At 29.2% G+C, this 22,296-nt stretch carries 13 protein-coding genes and 1 CRISPR repeat array; of the genes, 6 read left to right on the forward strand and 7 right to left on the reverse strand.

Translation table 11 applies throughout. The features are described from left to right. Positions 1 to 42: 42 nt before the first annotated feature. From ABDX67_RS10120 to ABDX67_RS10130, 3 genes are read left to right on the forward strand one after another with little or no spacing between them, the layout of a single operon-like run. On the forward strand, positions 43 to 360 hold the full coding sequence (locus ABDX67_RS10120) for a helix-turn-helix domain-containing protein (protein WP_347174908.1): 318 nt from the start codon (positions 43 to 45) through the stop codon (positions 358 to 360). A 5-nt stretch (positions 361 to 365) separates the two neighbouring features. Continuing rightward, on the forward strand, positions 366 to 2,987 hold the full coding sequence (locus ABDX67_RS10125) for an Eco57I restriction-modification methylase domain-containing protein (RefSeq protein ID WP_347174909.1): 2,622 nt from the start codon (positions 366 to 368) through the stop codon (positions 2,985 to 2,987). A 1-nt stretch (position 2,988) separates the two neighbouring features. After that, positions 2,989 to 5,484 carry an Eco57I restriction-modification methylase domain-containing protein gene (locus ABDX67_RS10130; RefSeq protein WP_347174910.1) on the forward strand — a complete coding sequence of 832 codons (2,496 nt, stop codon included), beginning with the start codon at positions 2,989 to 2,991 and terminating at the stop codon, positions 5,482 to 5,484. Here the strand turns inward: ABDX67_RS10130 and ABDX67_RS10135 are convergent. Next, a complete protein-coding gene (locus tag ABDX67_RS10135; RefSeq protein ID WP_347174911.1) occupies positions 5,425 to 6,657 on the reverse strand; it encodes a phospholipase D-like domain-containing protein in 1,233 nt (410 codons plus the stop codon). The genes ABDX67_RS10130 and ABDX67_RS10135 overlap by 60 nt on opposite strands. 611 nt (positions 6,658 to 7,268) lie before the next feature. Here ABDX67_RS10135 and cas1 point away from each other — a divergent pair. Next, entirely contained in the window at positions 7,269 to 8,153 is an 885-nt protein-coding gene (gene cas1, locus ABDX67_RS10140; RefSeq protein ID WP_347174912.1) for a type II CRISPR-associated endonuclease Cas1, read from the forward strand. After that, a complete protein-coding gene (gene cas2 / locus ABDX67_RS10145) occupies positions 8,144 to 8,473 on the forward strand; it encodes a CRISPR-associated endonuclease Cas2 (RefSeq protein ID WP_347174913.1) in 330 nt (109 codons plus the stop codon). Before cas1 ends, cas2 begins: the two co-directional genes overlap by 10 nt. A gap of 124 nt (positions 8,474 to 8,597) precedes the next feature. Next, positions 8,598 to 10,667: direct repeats of the CRISPR family, unit length 36 nt; unit sequence AATATCGTTTTTTCTAATCTTTAATCAAACCACAAC. An 85-nt stretch (positions 10,668 to 10,752) separates the two neighbouring features. Here the strand turns inward: cas2 and cas9 are convergent. The 3 genes from cas9 to ABDX67_RS10160 form a co-directional block, all read right to left on the reverse strand. Beyond that, positions 10,753 to 14,151: a type II CRISPR RNA-guided endonuclease Cas9 gene (gene cas9, locus ABDX67_RS10150; RefSeq protein ID WP_347174914.1), complete on the reverse strand. Its 3,399-nt coding sequence runs from the start codon at positions 14,149 to 14,151 to the stop codon at positions 10,753 to 10,755. Between the two features lie 471 nt (positions 14,152 to 14,622). Beyond that, complete coding sequence (locus ABDX67_RS10155; RefSeq protein WP_347174915.1) at positions 14,623 to 15,423, reverse strand: hypothetical protein; 801 nt, start codon at positions 15,421 to 15,423, stop codon at positions 14,623 to 14,625. A gap of 341 nt (positions 15,424 to 15,764) precedes the next feature. Beyond that, positions 15,765 to 16,388 carry a MarC family protein gene (locus ABDX67_RS10160; protein ID WP_347174916.1) on the reverse strand — a complete coding sequence of 208 codons (624 nt, stop codon included), beginning with the start codon at positions 16,386 to 16,388 and terminating at the stop codon, positions 15,765 to 15,767. Positions 16,389 to 16,772: 384 nt separating this feature from the next. Here ABDX67_RS10160 and ABDX67_RS10165 point away from each other — a divergent pair, with 384 nt between their 5' ends. Then, positions 16,773 to 18,014, forward strand: a complete 1,242-nt coding sequence (locus ABDX67_RS10165; protein WP_347174917.1) for a mechanosensitive ion channel family protein — start codon at positions 16,773 to 16,775, stop codon at positions 18,012 to 18,014. Between the two features lie 4 nt (positions 18,015 to 18,018). On the opposite strand, the gene ABDX67_RS10170 is transcribed toward ABDX67_RS10165, so the two are convergent. The 3 genes from ABDX67_RS10170 to ABDX67_RS10180 all read right to left on the reverse strand — a co-directional run bounded on the left by ABDX67_RS10170 (position 18,019) and on the right by ABDX67_RS10180 (position 22,244). Then, on the reverse strand, positions 18,019 to 18,411 hold the full coding sequence (locus tag ABDX67_RS10170; RefSeq protein WP_347174918.1) for a hypothetical protein: 393 nt from the start codon (positions 18,409 to 18,411) through the stop codon (positions 18,019 to 18,021). 103 nt (positions 18,412 to 18,514) lie between these two features. Further along, complete coding sequence (locus ABDX67_RS10175) at positions 18,515 to 20,842, reverse strand: xanthine dehydrogenase molybdopterin binding subunit (RefSeq protein WP_347174919.1); 2,328 nt, start codon at positions 20,840 to 20,842, stop codon at positions 18,515 to 18,517. Beyond that, complete coding sequence (locus tag ABDX67_RS10180; RefSeq protein WP_347174920.1) at positions 20,835 to 22,244, reverse strand: FAD binding domain-containing protein; 1,410 nt, start codon at positions 22,242 to 22,244, stop codon at positions 20,835 to 20,837. Before ABDX67_RS10180 ends, ABDX67_RS10175 begins: the two co-directional genes overlap by 8 nt. Positions 22,245 to 22,296 lie beyond the last annotated feature (52 nt).

Raw genomic sequence — 22,296 nt, forward strand, 5'->3', positions numbered from 1 at the left:
CAAATATATTTGACAAAACTTGACAAGTCAATAATTAGCAAAATGAATTTGGACAGACTAGAATTAGGTAAATATTTACGTGAGTTAAGAAATTCAAAGGGTGAAACCTTACATCAGGTTTCAAAAGGATCAGATATAGACTCTCCCCTTTTAAGTAAAATTGAAAGAAGTGAACGACTACCTACTTCAGAACAAATAAAACGACTTGCCGAATATTATAAAATATCTGAAGAAAAATTAAAAATACAACACGTAGCAGAAAAAATATTAAAAGATTATGGTGCTAATGAAATTACTTTTAATGCAGTTAAGCTTGTAAATGAACAATTGATAAATTATAATAAAAAGAATAAAAATTAATTATTTTGAAACAAGATATAAAGAAAATAATTTCAAAATTCAATAGCGAAATAAATACAGCTAGTACTGAAATCCCTGTTTCAGATTTAAGTGTGTTTTTTTCTGTGCTTATTTCAAGTTTTATTCTTAATAATAGAAAAGTAAATGTTCATATAGATAAGATTAATTCTGATAATATTTTATTAATTTTTAAAGACGAGTTACTGATTATTGAAAAAAGGTTCCCAGAACTTATTAAATCATTTAATGAAACTAAAAACGGTGTTAATTCTAAATTGCTTAATCAAACTTTAAGTAGTTTACAGTTAAGTTTTGAAAATATAAATGACGATATAATCGATATTGTTTCTTGGTCTTTTCAATATTTAAAAAAAGAATTAACGAATAACGCCTTCAAGAAAACTGGAAAAAACAGCAATAAAATTCAAGATGCAGAATTACTTTTAACGACCCAATTTTTTACAGATAGTTATATGGTTAAGTATTTAGTAGATGAAACGCTATCAAATATTAAACCTCAAGATCTTGAAAAAATAGTGATAATTGACCCTGCTTCTGGAGGAGGTAATTTTCTAAATTATTCATTTGAAAAATTATTTTATTTATTTAAATCTCACAAAAAAGATTGGACAGATAGTAAAATTGTTAATTGGATATTAAACAATGCAATAGTTGGTTATGATTTAGACTCAAATCTTTCAAAAATCGCCTCATTATCTTTATTCATTAATGCTTGTCAATATTCAATACCAAATAAAACAGTATCAATTAATATTTTTGGAGGAAAGGATAATGATAATTTAGGTTTTTTAAATTCTAAAATTACTTCAAATTCAATTCAGAGGTCAACTATCAATTCTAAACTTAAAAAGTTTAATAAAGATAGTCTTAAAAAAATATTTTTGACAAACCCGCCTTTTATGGGAAAAAGGGATATGGATATTTCACTTAAAAACTATTTGTTAAATAATTACCCAGAAAGCAAAGGAGATTTATGTGTTTCTTTTATTCAAAGGATTATGCAATTAATGAATCGGAACGATATTCTAGCTGTCGTAACTCAAAATAATTGGATGTATTTGTCTTCTTTAAAAAGGTTCAGAGAATTATTTTTAAAAGAGAACAGCTTAAGAGTTTGTGTAGATTTAGGAACTAATGCTTTTGAAGATATAAATGGAGAGAAAACAAATGTAGCTCTGTGTGTCATAGAAAAATCAGATTCAAGTCCTACCCTATTTGTTAATTTGAAACATAAAAAAGGTAATGAAAAAAAACTATTAGTCTCTAGTAATAATATACCTGAAGAAGTTGTGTATAAAGTTAATCAGAATGCTTTTTTAGATAATCTAAATTTTGAATTTAATTATCAACTAACAGATAGATTTAAAACTATCAAAAAGTTCAATTTATATTCTAATTATGGTAACCCAATGCAAGGTACATCAACAGGAAATAATAAAGAATTTATAAAGTATGCTTGGGAGGTTAATGGAAATTCTGACTGGAAACTTGTTAGTAAAGGTGGTGGCTTTAGTAAATGGATTGGATTAAACTATTATAAGGTACTTTGGGGTGAAAATGCAGAATATATCAAAGCAAATAAAGGAAGTGCTCTACGCAATCTTAATAAAATACCTTTAACAGAATTGGTTTATAGTGATACTGGAACTCTAGGGTTAAATGTGAGAATATTAAAAGAGAACCAAGTATTCATAGCTTCTGGTCCTGGAATACAAGTTGTGAAAGGTGATAAATATGCTCATTTAGCTTTTTTAAACTCTAGAGTTGCAACATTTCTATTGAAATTAATTAATCCAAAATTTACAATTAGTGCAGGTTATATTTCTAAAATTCCTGTTCCAGAAAACATATTAGGTTCTAAATATATATCTAGTAAAAGTAAAGAATGTCTCGACTTAAAAGATGATTATTTAAAAAATAAACTACCAAATTTTGAGTTCAATCATATTGATTATTCTACTATTAATAATTTAGACAATTTTATTAATGAATGTATATTAAAGGATTTGGATAATGATTTTCAACGCTTATTTTTAGAATCGAAAATTGAGAATAGGATTCGTAGTGAATACAATTTTGAAAAAGAAGAATTAATAGAAATGAAAAGAATGGTAGGAGAATCACCATTTTATAATAAAAAAACCAATAAAGAATTATCAATTTTTGAATTGGACACATTTTTAAGTAATTGCATAGATATTAATTGCCTATCTAGAAGTAAGACAATTAATGGGTTTTCCATAGGAAGTGAAAGTGTATTAGAAGAACTTTCATATATATATGATTTAAGCCCTAAAGTTATATATACGAATCTTATTGAAAATATTAAATTATTGAAATCTACACAAGATAAATATTATAAAGATTTACTACACAAATTAGTACTTTATGAGTTAGGTGTTAACCATATTTCAGATTATACAAAAGAAATTATTAGTTTGAATGATTTAGTGCAATCATTAAAGCATAAGTATGTTTTTCTAGAAAAGTTTAAGGACTTGAATAAAACAATTTCTCATATTGTTAATAAACATCATAAAAGTAGTTTTTTAAATACGCCATTAATATCGATGAAAAATAAATCTGTAATTGTTGGTCAGTATTAATATGATTAAAGCATTAGAAATATTTTCAGCTATATTAAAGGAACATCTTTCATTAAGATTTAATGGTTTTAATAATATTAATCCTGTTGAACTTAATAAAGAGAGATTTAGAGTTAGAGCAGCTTTTATAATTGTAATTATTTATTTAAAAAACAATAAAAACAAGAAGAATAAACTTGTTATTGCAGAAGTAAATGAGTGGCTAAAAGTTAACTTTAATAAAGAAAATCTCTTTACTTCTATATTAAATAGTATTTCAGAAGATTTATCGTTAATAATCGAAAGTAATTTTACCAAATTTAACAGTATTGACGATATTGATATTATTACACTATATGAAGATTTATTAAGTGTTGAATCTTTTACTGGAGATATTGAAACAGTAATTTCAAATGCCAAAAATTACAGAAATAAGTTAGGTAGCTACTATACTCCAAAAAGTTTAGCGAGTAAAATAACGGAAAAAACAATTGATACTTTTTTTGAGCTTAATTATAATATTCAAAACCTTTCTAACTTAAAAGACATTGAGATAAGCAAAGAGTTTTTAGATGATATAAAAAAAATAACATTTGCTGACTTTTCTTGTGGTGGTGGAATTTTTCTTATGGAGGTTATTTCTTATTTCGAAATTCTTTTTGAAAAATCCAATCTAAATTCAGATGAAAAAGCGGAGTCATTAGCTAATATTGCCGAAAATATTTATGCTTATGATGTAGATTGTATAGCTCTCGAAGTTGCTAAAATACTTTTAACATTTAAGGTTAATCAAACTTCCAGTTACAAACTAATTAACGGTAATTTTAATCATTGTAATTTTCTATTACATTCAGATTTTGAAGAATCCACATTAGAAAAACAGAAAATATTTTCTAGTGGATTTATTTATCATAGTAAACTATCTATTGAGAATAAAAATTTAAGAGAAGTTGACGTAATACTTGGAAACCCTCCTTGGGAAAAAATTAGATTTGAAGAAAAGAAATTTTATGCGCTTTATGATAATATAATTTCCAACGTACATTTCAAATCTTCTAGGACAAAAGAGATTAAAAAGTTAAAAGAAAAAAATACAAAATTAGCAGAATTTTCTAAATCTTTTAAAGAAGAGATTAATTTAGCAAAAGCCAAATTGAAACAGGATGCTTTTTTCAATTTATCACATAAGGGTGAACTTAATACGTATACTTTATTTACTGATGCAGCTTATAAATTAAAAACTAAAAGAGGTGTTATTGGTTTAGTTTTGAAAAGTAGTATTGTTACTAGTCAAGTGAATAAACTATTATTTAATACTCTTTCAAAAAACAATTCTCTAATTGCAATTTATGATTTTATTAATCGAAAAAAAATATTCAATATTGATAGCAGAGAGAGATTTTGTTTTCTGTTATTAGGTAATTCCAAAACGAGTTCATTTTCTGTTTCAATGAATCTTTTGGATAGTGAAGATATAAATAATTCGAACTCTAATGTAATATTCTCGAGTAATGATTTATTTTTAATTAATCCACTTACAGGAATGTTGCCAAATTTCTCGAACAGAGAAGAAATCAATTTTTTGGTTAAAGTTTCAAAAAACAATCCTTATTTTGAAGATGTGTATAACGAGGTGAATTTCGGTCGAATAGTTCACTTCACAAGTCATTCAAGTTTTATATCTAAAAAGAAGACATCTGAAAATTTAGCAATATTTGAGGGAAAGTTTTTTAATCAGTTCGATAATAAGTATTCTGGTTTTAACCAAGTTGAAGATAAATTACGATATGGTAATAAATCATCATCCAGAATAATTAATGATTTTGAAAAGGATGAGATATCATTTTATCCCGAATCGAGATACTTTATAAATGAAAAGAAATGGATAGAATTATCTAAAAATCATTCTGAAGAGTATATGTTATCGTGGAGAAGTCTTACTTCGGCAACCAATACAAGGACTTGTATCGCAACTGTTTTGCCATTTATTCCTGCTTCTCAATCAGTACAATTTTTAACAACTAATAAGAATGATTTATTTTATTTAAATGGTCTTTTTAATTCAGTAGTTTTTGATTTTATATTAAAGAAAAAAATAAATGGAATAGACTTAACACAGAACTTAATTAAACAAGTTCCAGTTCCAAATAATCAACTATTAGATGAAAAATTAGAGTTTTATGATACAGTTCATTCTATCAAAAATCACATATCATTTTTGGTTTCATTATTATATAAAAATGACATCAAACTTATAGACCTAGTTAATACTGTAGAATACAGTAATTCAAATCTTAATCACTTAAGTAAATTTGAAATAATTAGATATATTGATTTACTATTCATTTATCTATATCGTTTAGAAAACAACGAAGTACAAATTGTTTTAGATTCGTTTAATAAACAATATTCTGAAAATGATAAACAATGGTTTATCGAAAGTCACTCCAACCTTAAATCAAATAAATCCATAAGCTCTACCAGTTTTATTTCTACCCATTTTTCCCCAAACAGTTGAATTTTCTATTAAACTGTCTTTGTCATTTAAATCTAGAATTTCAAGTTTGTAATTGTCACCTTCCATTTTAGTAAATAAGAGAATTTTTTTTACGAAACCTCCATCTTGTCCTAGTTGCATTCGAGATATTGAAGTTAATTTATCTCCTTCATCAGTAACTCCTTTTAATAGAAGTCTCCAATTTTGATTGTCCTCTCTGTAATCAATTGGATTTGTTTTATAAAGCTTTCCTCCTAGTTTTAAATTTATATTTATAACTTTTTCAAAATCATCAGGTTCTAATCCAAAAAAAGTAACACTACCTTGAATTAATACATCATCAAGTTTTCCTTGCTTACTTAAGTCTAACTGATTTTTTGAACCACCTGTTAGTCGACCTGTCTCAATCCACATTGAACCAGTCTCTAATTCAATAATTTCTGAAGTTATACTTTCTTCTTTATCTTCGTTAAAAATTATTTCCTCTTTTGTCACAACCTTTTTATGACCTTTTGGTGGTCTTTTTGCTTTAAGTTTACCAAATTTCTTAAGTAAAGAGTCGTAAGCTGATGAATCCTTTGAACCAAATTCTTTATTAACTTTATTCTGCTTTTTCCAATTAACTGCTTCTGGAAGAACAACTTTACTTTCAACTAGAATTTTTAACAATTCTGGAGTTAATTTATTGCAACTTGGATTTTCATCATTTAAAATAGTATTGTAGTATTCATAAACTTCAGCTAAAAAATTATTTCCAATTTCATCATCTTCAATATTAAAACTTATAGACACCGATGCTTCAATACTTTGAAAAAGTCCTCTTTTAGTAAAATTTGAAGAACCAATTATTGCTTTTGAATATTCATCACCTTCAAAAGTGTATATTTTTGGATGATAAATTATACTATTAGGTGAAAAAATTATATAGGTTTCAATTCCTAATTCAATCAATTTTTCCAAGGCTTCTTTTGATGTGCTATTCAAATCTACACCTACATATAAACAGACAGAGCCACCATTCCCTATAAATGTTGTTAACTCGTCAAGGATATTATCGATACCACTTTTACTAATAAAAGCAACAAAAGCTTTAAATGAAGTATATCTTTCATCATTTAAAGAATCTATTAAATAATCACCAGCTGCAATATCATTTTCTGAATCTAATCCTTGACCTATAAATTTTAATTCCAATTTTATTCTATGTTTAAATTTTAACGGAATAAATGTAATAAATTATAAATGAGTTTTTCGTTTTACTAATTAAATTTGTCTTTTAGTTTCCATTCCACACATATTACGCTTCCCTCCTACGTCGTCGCATAAAAAGTGTTCCATTAACATTGTAGAAGAAATTTTTGAGAATAAATTTTTTTAAAGAAACTGTAGTAACAACTTTCGCTTTTAACCAAAGCTCAAGTTACATAACGCAGAACATTATAGTACAAATACATAGTAATTTCTGTATAGCCGTAAAGCGGCTATTTAATCATAATTGTAGATATAGTGCCTTTAGGTCTATATCGATCACAATTATGTTAAAAGGAATTACGGATTTGAAAACTTTACACTTTTTTATATGAAATATCTGAGGTGCACTTACTATGGCTTTGACATGGCTTTCCTATGGCTTTGCTATGCCTTTGCTATGAAGTATCAATTTATTAATTTATGTAGTAAAGAATTTTTACTTTTTTTCTGTTCTTTCGACTCTGTCCTTCAAGGTGACACCAAAAATCTAGCTCCTTTATTTAGTTGCTTTCCAATGTTCTAACTTAATTTTTATATATTTAATAAAAAATGAAATGATAAAAAGAACACTTTTTTTTGGTAATAAATGCTCTTTAACCACAAAACATGAACAACTAGTCGTTAAAACATCAGACAGAGAAACTACTATACCAATTGAAGATATTGGCTTTATTGTTCTAGAAAATCAAGAAACTTATATATCTATACCTACATTATCTAAATTATCTAATAATAATGTTAGTGTTATTTTTTGTGATGCAACTCATATGCCACAAAGTATGTTATTAAACCTTAACAGTCATCATATACAGCAAGAACATTTTAGAAATCAAATTAATGCTTCTGAACCATTAAAAAAACAATTATGGCAACAAGTAATTAAACATAAAATAACCAATCAAGCAGATTTATTAGAAAACATTGGGCAAAACAATTCGCCTTTAAAATATTATGCTTCTAAAGTACTAAGTGGTGATACTGATAACCGTGAAGGTACTGCGGCAGCTTATTATTGGAAACACTTGTTTGATTTTAATTTTAAAAGAGAACGTTATGGTGAATTTCCAAATCTATTTTTAAATTATGGGTACATCGTCTTAAGGGCAGCAGTTGCAAGAGCTCTTTCTGGTAGTGGTTTATTAAGCACCTTAGGAATTCATCATCATAATAAATACAATGCTTTTTGTTTAGCTGATGATATTATGGAGCCATACAGACCCCTTATTGATGCAAAAGTACTAACCATACTAAACAACTTTAATGAACAAGAACTAACTACAGAAATTAAATCAGAGTTGCTTAGTATATTAACGCAAACGGTTTATTTTGAAGATAAGAAAAGTCCACTTATGATTGCTCTAAGCACAACAACTAGTTCTTTGCAGCAATGCTTTTCTGGTACTGTTAAAAAGATTATTTACCCAAAATTATGGAACTAAATGCGTATAGAGTTATGTGGTTATTTGTTTTTTTTGATTTACCTACCGAAACTAAAAAAGACCGTAGAAATGCACAGTTATTTCGTAAAAACTTATTAAAAGATGGTTTTACAATGATGCAATATTCTGTATATATGCGCCATTGTGCCAGTAGCGAAAGCGCAGATGCACACGAAAAGAGGATTAAAATACTATTACCACCTCTAGGTAAAGTTTCTATTCTAAGAATTACTGACAAACAATACGGAAATATCATGAACTTTTGGGGAAAAGTTCAAAAACCGACAGAACCAACCCCCACTCAACTCGAACTTTTTTAAATATTTAAAAACAAGTACAAATAAAAAAATGCCTCAATCACGTCATAAAACAACGTAAAAGAAGCATTTTTTGAAACGATATATTCCTTTAACCCTTTGACTATTAGAAGCTTTAAACACAACTAATATCGTTTTTTCTAATCTTTAATCAAACCACAACCTTTAAGCGTTGGTGCCTGGGCATCATTAAAATATCGTTTTTTCTAATCTTTAATCAAACCACAACCAATCGGAGAAACATTTTCTCTAACAGAAGAATATCGTTTTTTCTAATCTTTAATCAAACCACAACCACCAACTGTAAAAGCTGTATGGATGTTTAAATATCGTTTTTTCTAATCTTTAATCAAACCACAACAAATGGTTAACATCATCAACAATTAACCTAATATCGTTTTTTCTAATCTTTAATCAAACCACAACCTTGATGTTAACGCCTTGAAAGTGGATGGAATATCGTTTTTTCTAATCTTTAATCAAACCACAACGTGTAAGCTCATTGGTTCTTTGAATTCTGAATATCGTTTTTTCTAATCTTTAATCAAACCACAACGATACGTATGCGGTGTTTAATATGATGATAATATCGTTTTTTCTAATCTTTAATCAAACCACAACGCGAGATATATAAAAACTATGGATATGATTAATATCGTTTTTTCTAATCTTTAATCAAACCACAACAGAGATGTTGATCTGTACGCTTCATTAATAATATCGTTTTTTCTAATCTTTAATCAAACCACAACACGGATGCAGTAGTAAAAGAAGCGTATGCAATATCGTTTTTTCTAATCTTTAATCAAACCACAACTGCTACGTTAAAAATACCATCTGCTGTAGGAATATCGTTTTTTCTAATCTTTAATCAAACCACAACGCTTCAGCATCAGACATAGAAATAAACACCAATATCGTTTTTTCTAATCTTTAATCAAACCACAACTTGATGCAGTAACACCTTCTAAATCCGTTCAATATCGTTTTTTCTAATCTTTAATCAAACCACAACCACCATTCATCACTCTATTGGTTATTTTTAATATCGTTTTTTCTAATCTTTAATCAAACCACAACCTTTGCAACTTTTACATACACATTTCTAAAATATCGTTTTTTCTAATCTTTAATCAAACCACAACATGTTGGTATCAAATTAAACAACATTCGTAATATCGTTTTTTCTAATCTTTAATCAAACCACAACACTTTTAGATTCTACAATTTCAACTTCTGTAATATCGTTTTTTCTAATCTTTAATCAAACCACAACATAAACACCAAAGAGTTCTAATCCTTCTTTAATATCGTTTTTTCTAATCTTTAATAAACCACAACATAAATCAGGCATTCCAGACTTAGTAGCTTAATATCGTTTTTTCTAATCTTTAATCAAACCACAACACTTGTTCGCTAAGTAAAAAACGCTTATTTAATATCGTTTTTTCTAATCTTTAATCAAACCACAACAAGCAATAGAAGTTCATAGAGAACACGCTAAATATCGTTTTTTCTAATCTTTAATCAAACCACAACGCATCGGAATCCATTTTTTCGCTAACCCCTAATATCGTTTTTTCTAATCTTTAATCAAACCACAACACTTGTTCGCTAAGTAAAAAACGCTTATTTAATATCGTTTTTTCTAATCTTTAATCAAACCACAACAAGCAATAGAAGTTCATAGAGAACACGCTAAATATCGTTTTTTCTAATCTTTAATCAAACCACAACGCATCGGAATCCATTTTTTCGCTAACCCCTAATATCGTTTTTTCTAATCTTTAATCAAACCACAACCAATGCTTCAATAAGCAAAATTTAATTAATAATATCGTTTTTTCTAATCTTTAATCAAACCACAACAACTCTTTATAGTCTGTTCCTTCGTTAGCAATATCGTTTTTTCTAATCTTTAATCAAACCACAACATTCCTGATTCGTTTTTTAAAACCTTTTTAAATATCGTTTTTTCTAATCTTTAATCAAACCACAACGGATTCATTGGAGTGACTTTTGTACGCATAAATATCGTTTTTTCTAATCTTTAATCAAACCACAACAACAAGATTTACTTTTATAAATATTATTAGAATATCGTTTTTTCTAATCTTTAATCAAACCACAACGTCCTGGTTGCCCGTAACATTTGGAAGCTAATATCGTTTTTTCTAATCTTTAATCAAACCACAACGAAAAATTGAAAAGGTCAATTTTTCGTTGTGGCTTGATTGTTTAAGAGTATTTTTAGTATGTCAAAGAACTCCTTTTTATTTTCTCTATAATTTTTCAATATCTCCAATACTATTAATTTTTACTTTGATAGGATTAAATGTTTCCCATCCTGTTTTACCTTGACCAAAACCTCTTATTTGAATGTATTCATTATCTGTTACTTTTGAAGATGTATGTTTCCTAAAAAAATAATCCCTAGAAGTTAATTTTTGAATTCTATACAAATGCTCTTTCAATAAATTATAATCTAGATTATCCCAATCAATTTCCTCATCTTTCAATCCTAATAAAAACATATCATTAATTTGTAGAGTGGTTACGATTTCTTCTCCGTCAACAGGTAATTTCACTACTTTCTCTCCTTGTTTTTTACGTTCAACAGCTGTCCAAAAGGTAACAACTTCTTCTTTTAAAAGACCCTTTTCATCTTTATAAATCAAAACATGATTATTCTTCCCTAAATCAACCCATTGATTTATGTTTTCTTTTAAGGGTTCAGCATTGCTAAAATTCTTTTTAATTCTTATTTTTTTGATTGGTACTGGATTCCCATTTTTGTTAGGTAAGAAAAATAAACTACTTAACAGTTGGTCAAATAAGACCTTTTCATCTTTGGTTTTAACTATTGGCTTTTTGTCTTTAACATTGATTCTTAACCCTAATTTTTCAATAGATTTATAAATTATTTTTTTTATTTCAATATCTACAATTTTTGGTATTTCTGCAGCAGTAAGGGATTCCAATGGCTTTCTAACATGATAATTTAATTCTTGTGTAAAAACATCTTTTCTATTGCCATAAACAGTCTCTAAATGCAATTGCCCTCTTGCAGCAACTCCTAAATTTGTATGTTCAACTCCATTTTTTTTAGTTTTATGAGTTCTAACAGTCAATATGTTTTTCTGTTTTTTATGAGAGACTAAAATTTGTTCTACGGCTTTTTCTGCATCAACCCTAAAAGATTGCCACGGCATCATAAAATCTTTTAAATCGTAATTTCTATTATAACGATTCCATTTGCTTAATTCTTGTAGATGACTTCTTGTAGCACAAGCCATAACTAATGCATCAATAGTATGATGTCTATGGTCGTCTCTTGTTTTTGTGTCATCTTCTGTGTTTAAAATAGTGTTCAAACCCCAATGGTGTCTTAAAGTAGCAGTCATTTGTCCTGGTGCTACCATAACATTTGCACATATTTTAGAAAGATAATTTTTAGCCTCTTTACTTATATATCTAGTATCATTTAATTGTCGACTTACAAAATCTTCATCATGCTTTTGCTTTACAAAATGCTTAAATTTATTGTAGCAATTTGGATAATTAGATTTTGTTTTAAAACAACTTAATGCTTGTAGTTTTATTGCTTCCCATTTCTCATTTCCTTGCTCACTATAAAATTCATAAGGTGTTTTGTTTCCTTTTGCTCTATTTTCATCAGCAAAACACAACGTTTTATTATTAAAACTATCGTTTAAAGACCTACTCCAAGGAAAAATATGTTCTATTTGTACATCTCCTGTAAATAGTTGACTAATAGTGATTGTTTGACCTGTAAAAGGACATGTATGATTACACTCTTCCCATAACTTATATTTTAAAATAGAAGTATGATTTATTCTTTGACCTAATTTTTCTAATTCATCCTTTATTCTATTATTTTCACGCTCTAAAGTTTGCTGTTTTCTTCTAGTTTCATATCGGTTCTTTTTTGAGGCTTTTAGATCACGAGCTAATTCTACTTTTATTTCATCTGGTTTCCCATAAGTATCTATAATCTTATTCACTAATTTTCTTATTTCAAATAAAGCAGTGATTACAACTGGGTTTTTAATTTTTTGTATTTCTCTGTCTGCATTTACATCTACAGGTAATTTTATCAATATTTTTTCTGATTCAATTGAACTACTATGATGATATAATTTTTTTAACTGCTTATCAGTAGTATTAAACTCATTTTTCATCATCCTCTTTAAAGGTTCAATGTAACCGCCTTTTATATTAGAACGGATAATTTCTGGAGCATTATCTAAAACAAATTGTTCGTATCTACTCCACTCATTTCCTAATACATTTTTAATACCTGCTAAACCTACAGCGATATCATACATAAAGCCTTGTTTTAAAAAAGGCAATATATTATTAATAGCTTTTCTGCTTAAATTAGCATATCCATCTTTTAGATTAAATTTTGAAATTTTAATTGCTTTTTCTTCTTCAAAACTCCAATTTTTAATAGCATAATCTTTCAGTTTATCTCTGTCGTCAAAAAAGGATAATACATGCCAAATATTTTCTTGTTTTTCTTGAGAAAAATTGAACCACTGTTTACCAAAAAATTTCTTGTTAGATAAATTACTTATAGTATGTGAACCGTAGATTATATCATCATCTTTATAATTAAATTGGTAATACCCTTCCAATTTATTTATTGCTTTTTTTATTTCTTTAAATTTTATTTTTTCTTTAGATAGTAGAAGGTTTATTATTGTTTGTCTTTCTTCTGTTGTTATTTCTTGTTTTTCTCCATTTAAATCATAAGAAAGTGTATTAATCCATTGATAAACTCTAAAAAGCTCAAATGGTATAGAGCTAATTTTACATTTCGTTTTTTTAGGCTCAAACGAACAATTACCTACTAAGTGTTTTTGAGAACGTAAGGGTCTTTGATGAAATAAAACACCATCTTCTTTATAACCATCTTTCTTTCTTCCTCCTAATAAAGTTTTTAAATCATCTGTTAACTCTGTGTGAAACTTTTTTTGAAATTCCCAAATTAACTCAAACTCATCAATATACATTTGTCTAGTTGTATACCTATTTCTTACACGTTCTAATTCTCCGATAAAAGGTTTATTTTCTTTTGGCTGAATAGTATATAAATATGAACCTAACGTTTTATCCTTATCAATACTCGCTAAAGTTTTACTAATTCCTATTTTACCAATCTTAGAATCACCTTTATAAATAGTGCTTTTCTCGTTAATCTCTGCTCCTGCACTTCTACTATTACTTAAAAAACCTCTTCTTTGAATCATATGGTAAAAAATTCTACCTAATTCTAATAATGAAACTTCCTCATTAATTGCTTTTGCTCTGAGTTCATAAGGATTTAGTTTAAGCCATTCTTGAAGTTGGGCATTGTTAAAAATTTCGGAACCATTCCAATCTTTAATTAAATTTTTTGTAATGGGACAAAAATTATATGTCGCTAATTCTCTTAATAAATATCTTTTACGCAACCGTCTTCTAAAAAACTGTCTCCTTGTTCCTCTAGCATCTGTTCTACTTGCATTTTTTGAAGTTTCTCTTCCTTCTCCTTCTCCAAGATTTACAACTCCTTCTGGGAATATTCTACTCCCAATACCTAAAATAATATTATTTTCTACCAAAGCCCAACCAATAGAGTTGGTACCTAAATCTAATCCAAGTATTTTTGTCATAATATATAGCAATTTTAAATTAAGTTCTCTAAAATTATTGATAATTAAGCTAACTACAAAATATTTTGTTATATTTGGTATAGATTAAAATTTCTAATCTTTAATCTTATCACAATAAGGCTATATGCCGTAGAAGAAATTCTTGAGTCCTGCTTCGGTAGGACTTTTTTATTGCTGTTTTTAAAGAATAACAGCAAATTAGTTTGTTTTTTATTTCCTTTGCTTCTTTTTATGAGATTTCCTACCCGAAGCAGGCGGGCTTGTGGTTCATTCTACTCTCTGTCGGAATGACATGGAAGTTTTGTGTGGTTATAGTTTCTATTGTGAGATTGCGTCGGTCCTACTTCCCTCGTTATGACGGTTAAAAAAAGAGACAACCCTTTACAAGGTTGCCTCCTACTTACTACTAAATAAGGCTTCTTACTACCTTATCTTTTTAATACCTAAAAAGGCATTTTTTTGTTCTATGCTCTAACCAACAGTACTTATGCTCATTGCATTTGCACTAGAGAGCTCGTACAACTCTGTATTTATTTGTTGGTAAAATAGAATACCTGTGGCTATGACCACACCAACAGTGTCTGGTAATAGAGCTGCGAAGCCTAAATCTACCGTTAAGGTAGTATCTGCACCAACGTCTCCGCCAATAGGTATTGCATCAGAATACTGAATGCCGCTAACCTTGTTTTCTGTAGGTGCTTCGGGTTCGTACTTTTTTAGTTCTGCTACAAATTGATAATTGCTTAACACTGTAGTGGCTAAAATTAGTTTGAAATGTGTAGCTCCTTCTGGAGCTCTTAAAAAGTTAGATGTGTTAAAATCTGGTATTACCCAAGTGGTAATACTTCTGTTAGCATCTAAGGTTGGCGCTGAGTATTCTGGGTAAAACACCGTGCTTAGTGGTATTTTTTTATTGAATTGAAAGCCTTCTAAAACAGCTTTGTTTGGAAGAATTTCAAATTTGCGTTGCCCTCTTACACCAGTACCTAAAGAATTTAGTTTTTTAAAAACACCTGTAAGTCTACCTGTTATGGTAGTGTCTTTAATGTTTTTAATGATAGAACCAAATCCTTGTCTTAGTGCTTTACCTACAGTTGCAGAAGCACCAAACTCTGACATGTTTTCTCGAGTACGTTTAAAATTTGGATCGTTTTCAATCCTGCTTTTCTCTATTCCTCCCGTAGTTTTAACGATGTCTTTTCCACCGCTTTCGTAAAATGTAAGTCCACCTAATGAACCTTTTAGCTTGATAAAGCCTTTTTGCTTTGCCATAATAATTTTTGTTTTGTGATTGTTATGCCCAACAACGCACAGCATACTGTTAGCTATAAAAAGCATAACAATCTGATTAAATATAAATAGATTGCGCAATTGCGAATCCCTTGATAATCATCGGCCTAATGATTTTAGATAAAGTAGGTAAGAATTTTACATAGCATTTGTAAGTGATACAAATTTAATAAAAAAATATTAAATGATGTAATCACTCTGAATATGAGGTTCTTAGTGATTCTCTTTTTACAATTTCAACTAGCAATAATTAAAAACTAAAAGTATGTAATCTGTTGATTTAGTGCTACAGTTAGCAGTTGTTATTCTGAAATAAGGAATGATTACTGAGAAACTAAATCAAAAGCAATTTTAATTCCTTGTATGATCATTCCTGTACCAATAATGGCAATGATTAATCCCATAATTTTACCAATAACAGAAATAACATTATGTCCAACTATTTTTACAATAAAATCGCTTAATCTAAAGGTAAAATAGGTTAATAAGCTCATAAAACCAAAAATAGCAATTACTAAAAAGATTTGTAATGCTGATACATTTGAAACAAAGTTCATAGCAGTTACAATTGTTCCTGGACCTGCTAAAATTGGTATTGCCAATGGAGAAATTGCAATATCTTCATCGGTATGAACATTTTTAATACTTTTTACATCAGATTGTTTGGACTGTAACATTTCAAATCCGATAAAAAAGATTAAGATTCCGCCAGTAATTTTAAATGCAGGAATACTAATATTAAACAATTCGAAAATATATTTACCTAAAAGAACAAAAAATGCAACTATAAAAAAAGCTGTTAAATTGGCTCTTTTATTAATAACTCTCTTTGTTTTTTTATCGATTCCTTGTGTTAAAGATACAAAAACCGTCATGTTTGAAATGGGATTTGTAATCGCAAAAAACGCAGTAAATACGGTAATACAGAATGTAATTAAATTATCCATTTTTGTTTCTTTATGAACCTTTAAATTATCGGTGTTTTAAGTCCGCAAAATTAAGTGATTAATTATTAAGTTTTGTGTTTTATTTTTATTCATATTCTTTTTTCTTTTCAGTTATCAATGAACAATGAACAATTACCAGTTATCAATTATCAGAGAACAGTGAAAGGTTAATGTTTTATACATAATAAGGTATGATTGAAGAATTATATGACTTCTACTCTACTCTTATGTGATTTCTATTTTTATCAAAATGATAATTGTGTGTATTCTACTAATCAAATTACTTAAAGAATTTAGTATGCACTTAATAATGGTTAACTTTGTGTTCTTAATTAAAGAATGCTCATTTTTAGAGGAAACTTTATTTTTTAAAACCATGTAATTATGAAAATAGAACACCTTTTATACGATTATTTAGTGTCTTTGGGACAATCTCATACACTAGCTAAGTATTTAAACATGATTGCTTTATTAGCAGTTTTATTATTTATTACGTTTTTAATAGATTTTATTATTCGAAAAATTATTATTGCTTTCTTTTCACGATTATCTAATAAAACGAAAACAAAATTTGATAATTTATTAGTAGATAATAAAGTACCTCGTAATGTTGCTCATATTCTTCCGTTAATTATTGCTTATGAACTTACTCCTGTTGTTTTTACAGACTTTGAATATGTTGGAAAGATTGTTATAGAATGTCTGCAAATATTTGCGGTTATACTTACACTTTGGACAGTTAGAAGTGTTTTAAGCACACTTAAAGGTTATTTTAAAACTTTACCAAGTTTAAAAGATAAACCAACAGATAGTTATGTTCAGGTGTTTATGATTTTTGCTTGGATTCTTGGTGTATTATCGGTTTTTGCGATTATTACAGGAATAGAATTTATGGAGTTTATTACCACGATTGGTGCTGCTTCTGCCATTGTTATTTTAGTATTTAGAGATACTATTTTAGGTTTTGTTGCCAGTATTCAAGTTTCTATAAATGATATGGTTCGTATTGGTGACTGGATTACTTTTGAAAAATACGGTGCCGATGGAGATGTTGTAGAAATTAATTTAGCAACCGTAAAAGTTCAGAATTTTGATAAAACCATTACTACAATTCCGACTTATGCTTTAATTTCTGATTCGTTTAAGAACTGGCGAGGTATGGCTGATTCTGACGGTAGACGAATTAAAAGATCTTTAAATATTAAGTTAAATAGTATACATTACTTAACTAAAGATCAGGTAGATAAACTAAAAAAGATTTCTTCTATTACTTCTTATTTAGAAACACGTCAATCTGATATTGATGCCTATAATACTAAAAACAATATCAACAAAGAATTACTTTTAAATGGTAGAAACCTTACCAATATTGGTGTGTTTAGAAAATACATTCAAACTTATATCGAAAATCATTCTGGCACTAATAAAGATATGATGATTATGGTACGTCAGTTAGCTCCAGGTTCTCAAGGAATTCCTTTAGAAATTTACACTTTTAGCAAAGATAAACGATGGGTAAATTACGAATATATAATGGCAGATATTTTTGATCATGTGATTGCTGCAGTTCCATATTTTGATTTAGAAATTTTTGAATTGCCAAGTAATTTTTCAGTGGATAATTAAACTGTTAGCTAAAAATAGTTTCGCTGAGTGCGTAGTAAATTGCCATAATTGCTGAGAAAACAGCAGATCCAATAAAGCGCCATTTTAATTTAAAACGATTTTGAATGATGTAATTCGCAATAAAAGAAATCGGGATATTTACTAAAAACGACCAAAATGCAATTTCTAAGAGATTGAAACCAATGTCTTCTAACTGTCTAGAAAACAATTTAATAAATAGTAAATGTCTTGCAATCCATAAGGGATTGAAATAGAGAATTGCCAACAATGTTTTTGTCAAAGTAGCTTTAATTCCTTTTAGAGATTGTGTTCTTTTTACAATCCAATCAAAATAATTGGGAATTTCAAAAGCGTAAAAAGTTGCACCAACTAACATCATTCCTATTAAACGAGACAAAACAAATTCATCTAGTATTAATGCAGCAATGGTATCTCCAGCACTATATATTAGTGCGCCTTTAAGTATGTTTGATTTTTTAAAATGCAGTGCGATAAGACAGTTATTTTTTGGAATATAAATTCATTAACACTTTTTCTGGAGTCATGGGCGCATGAAATTCTAACTTATAATTTGGATTGAACGCTTTGATGGCATTTTGAAGTGCAAAATAAGCTCCAATTCCGTACATTAAAGGCGGTTCTCCAACAGCTTTCGATTTTAAAATGGCCATTTCATTTCCTTTTGTTTCAACAGGAATTACTTCTACATTTTTAGGAACAGAAAAAATATCTGGAACTTTATAGGTTGAAAGTGCATTTGATAATAATTTCCCTTCCTTATTATACGCAATTTCTTCCATGGTCATCCAACCAATTCCTTGAATTAAAGCGCCTTCTATTTGCCCTAAATCAATTCCTTCACTCATACTTTTTCCGTAATCGTGTACAATTTTAACAGAATCAAATTCGTAAGTGCCACGTGTACAATCTACTGTTGTTGTTATAATTGCAGTTCCGTAAACGTGATAAGCGAATGGATGTCCTTTTTCAATGGTTTTATCAAAATGAATTTCTGGAGTTGCGTAATGTGCATTTTCAGTTAAAGCTACACGTTTTAACATGGCTTTGCTGATAAGTTCTGTCCAAGTTAACGTTGTTTTTTTACCGTTTACACACACAAACCCATCTTTTAAGATGATGTCTTTTTTAGAAATAGTTAGCTCTTCTGAAGCAACTATTTTCAATCTTTCTAACAACGCATTACACGCCATTAAAGTGGCTTTTCCGTTTAAATCTGCCGTAGAACTTGCTGCAGATGGCGACGTATTGGCAACACGAGTTGTATTGGTAGTTTCAATTTTAATTTTATCAATCGGAATGGAAAATACATCGGCTGCAATTTGCATCATTTTGGTATTTACACCTTGACCCATTTCTACAGCAGCTGTGCTTATTCCGACACTTCCGTCTAAATAAATATGCACCAACGCACGAGCGTGATTCATGGGTGTATTTGTAAATGAAATTCCAAACGTAATCGGCATAAAAGCAATTCCTTTTTTGAAGTTTGAATTGTTTTTATTGAACACTTCAACTTCTTCTTCTAATGCTTTGGTATTGAATATTTTTTTAGCAGAATTCCAAGTATTCTTGGCTTCTACTTTCTTTGCGATTTGCCCGTAAGAAAAGGTGTCATTTTCATCTAGTAAATTGGCTTCCTGAATTTGTCTTGCACTCACACCAATTTCATTGGCAGCTTTTGCAATAGCAGATTCAATTACAAACATTCCTTGTGGACCGCCAAAACCTCGAAATGCTGTATTTGGTGGTAAATTGGTTTTACAGCTGATTACTTTTGTGCTTACGTTTGGTACATAATAACTATTGGTTGCATGAAATAAAGTTCTTTCTGCGATTGCAGGAGATAAATCTGCTGCTGCTCCAGAATTTTGTAAAAATTCTGTTTGATACGCAAGTATTTTTAAGTCTTTTGACAATCCTATTTTATAAGTACTTTCATACGGATGACGTTTTCCTGTCATTCTTAAATCATCATGTCGATTTAGAATTAATTTAACAGATTGATTCAGATGAAACGTCGCCAAAGCAGCCATTACAGCCCAAGGTGTTGCTTGATCTTCTTTACCTCCAAATCCGCCACCAAGTCGTGTTACATCAATTTCAACTTTATGCATGGCAATTCCTAAAACTCTTGCAGTAATTGCTTGGACAGAAGTTGGGCCTTGTGTAGAAGACGTAATTTTTATATTTCCGTTTTCTAAAGGTTCTGCATACGCGCCTTGCGCTTCAATATATAAATGTTCTTGCCCGTTTGAAAAGGTTTCACCTTCAAAAATATAGTCGCACTCTGCAAATGCTTTTTCGGTATCACCCAAACTAAAAGATCTTGGTGCATTGATAAAACTTCCTTTTGCTTTGGCTTCTTTTGCTGTTGTAATTACCGGAAGTTCTTCAATTTCTATTGTGATTAAACTTCTTGCTTTTCTAGCAATAAATTCTGATGTAGCTACAATCAATGCGATTGGCATTCCCCAAAAATGGACTTCCTCTTCCGCAAATAAAGGTTCATCAGGAATAATTCCGCCAATCTGATTTTCTCCAGGAACATCTTTATATGTAAAAATACGCTCTACTCCTTCTAATGCTTCAGCTTTAGAATAATCGACACTTTTTATTTTTCCGTGTGCTTTTGGAGAGTCAAAAACAACTGCGTAAAAGGTTCCTTGTCTAACATTAACATCATCAACATATAAAGATTCTCCACGAACATGGGTAAATGAATCTAAGTTTTTGATGCTTTGTTTTAAGCTAACTGCAACAGCATCTAATTTTGAATCTAAGATGATATTTGAATTCTTTTTATGCATGCTGAATAAGATCTTTTAACGTGAATTGCTTTGGGAATAACTCCGTAAAATGCGCAATACATAATTGTCTTGCTAACAAACGTTTATAATCGTTTGTACCACGCACATCACTGATTGGAGCGATTTCTTTTTGAAGAATTTCGTTGGCATTAATAACGGTTTTTGTTGATAATTGCTTTCCTTTTAAAAAAGCGGAAGTTTTGTGTAAATATTTTGGAATTGCAGCAACGCCACCAATCGAAATATGTGCTTCTGAAATAACATTATTTTCTACAGAAATATTCATAGCAGAATTAACACTTGCAATGTCTAAATGTGTGCGTTTAGATACTTTTTCAAAATTAAAATAAGACTGTTTTGTTGGCAACTTAAAGCTGATTTGTTTTAGCAGTTCGCCTTTTTTTAAATCATAAGTTTTATAGCCTTGATAAAAGTTTTTAAGCGCAATTGTACGTTCTTCACTCTTTGAATTAACGATTGTAATATCACTATTCAAAGCTAAAAAGAAAATCGTCATGTCGCCAATTGGCGAAGCATTTACAAAGTTTCCACCCAAAGAAGCCATGTTTCTAATTTGTTCTGAAGAAACCAGTTTTAAGTGTTTTTTTAAGTTCGGAAACAACCTATTTAATTCAGAATGATTCCATAAATCTGAAACTGTTGCGTTAGTTCCGATAGCACATGTTCCGTTTTCAATAAAAATATCTTTTAGATAATCTTTTTCAGCAATCAAATGAACATTATTTTCAATTAAATTATCTGCTTGTTGCACATATAAATCCGTTCCGCCAGCAACTACTTTTCCTTTAGGTTGCTTTAAACTGTTCTTTTCAATTTCTTTTAAGCGTTTTGGAATTGTAGTAAAATACTCAGGAATAAATTCGTTTTCAATCAGCCATTCAAAAGAAGTTGTTGCTTCGTCTTGAAATTTCTCAACTACTTGATGTGCTGCTTTTTCAATTGCTTTATAACCAGTGCATCTACAAATATTTCCACTGATTGCATCTAATGCAATATTGTAATTTTTATCAGAATTTGACAAAGCAAAACCAGTTAACGCAACAACAAAACCTGGAGTGCAAAACCCACATTGTGTAGCATAATTTGCTTTCATTGCTTCTTGAGTTGTGGTTAATTTGTTTTGCAAATTTGTACCTTCAACCGTTACAATATGTTTGCCATGCGCATTTCCCAAAGGAGAAATACACGAAGTGATGCTTTGGTATTGTATTACATCATTTTTTAAGGTTCCAACTAAAACAGTACAAGCACCACAATCTCCTTCTCTACAACCAATTTTGGTTCCAGTAAGTCGTTGTTGATACCGAACAAAATCCAATAAGGTCATTCCAGCTTTTTCTGAAGTTTGTATGGTTTTGTTGTTTAGGATGAAGGTTATCATATAAAAGGTTTCAAAGGTTCTCGATACATCACACCCAAAAGCGAGACACTCG

This window comes from Polaribacter uvawellassae (genome assembly GCF_039748955.1).
Taxonomy (GTDB): Bacteria; Bacteroidota; Bacteroidia; order Flavobacteriales; family Flavobacteriaceae; genus Polaribacter; species Polaribacter uvawellassae.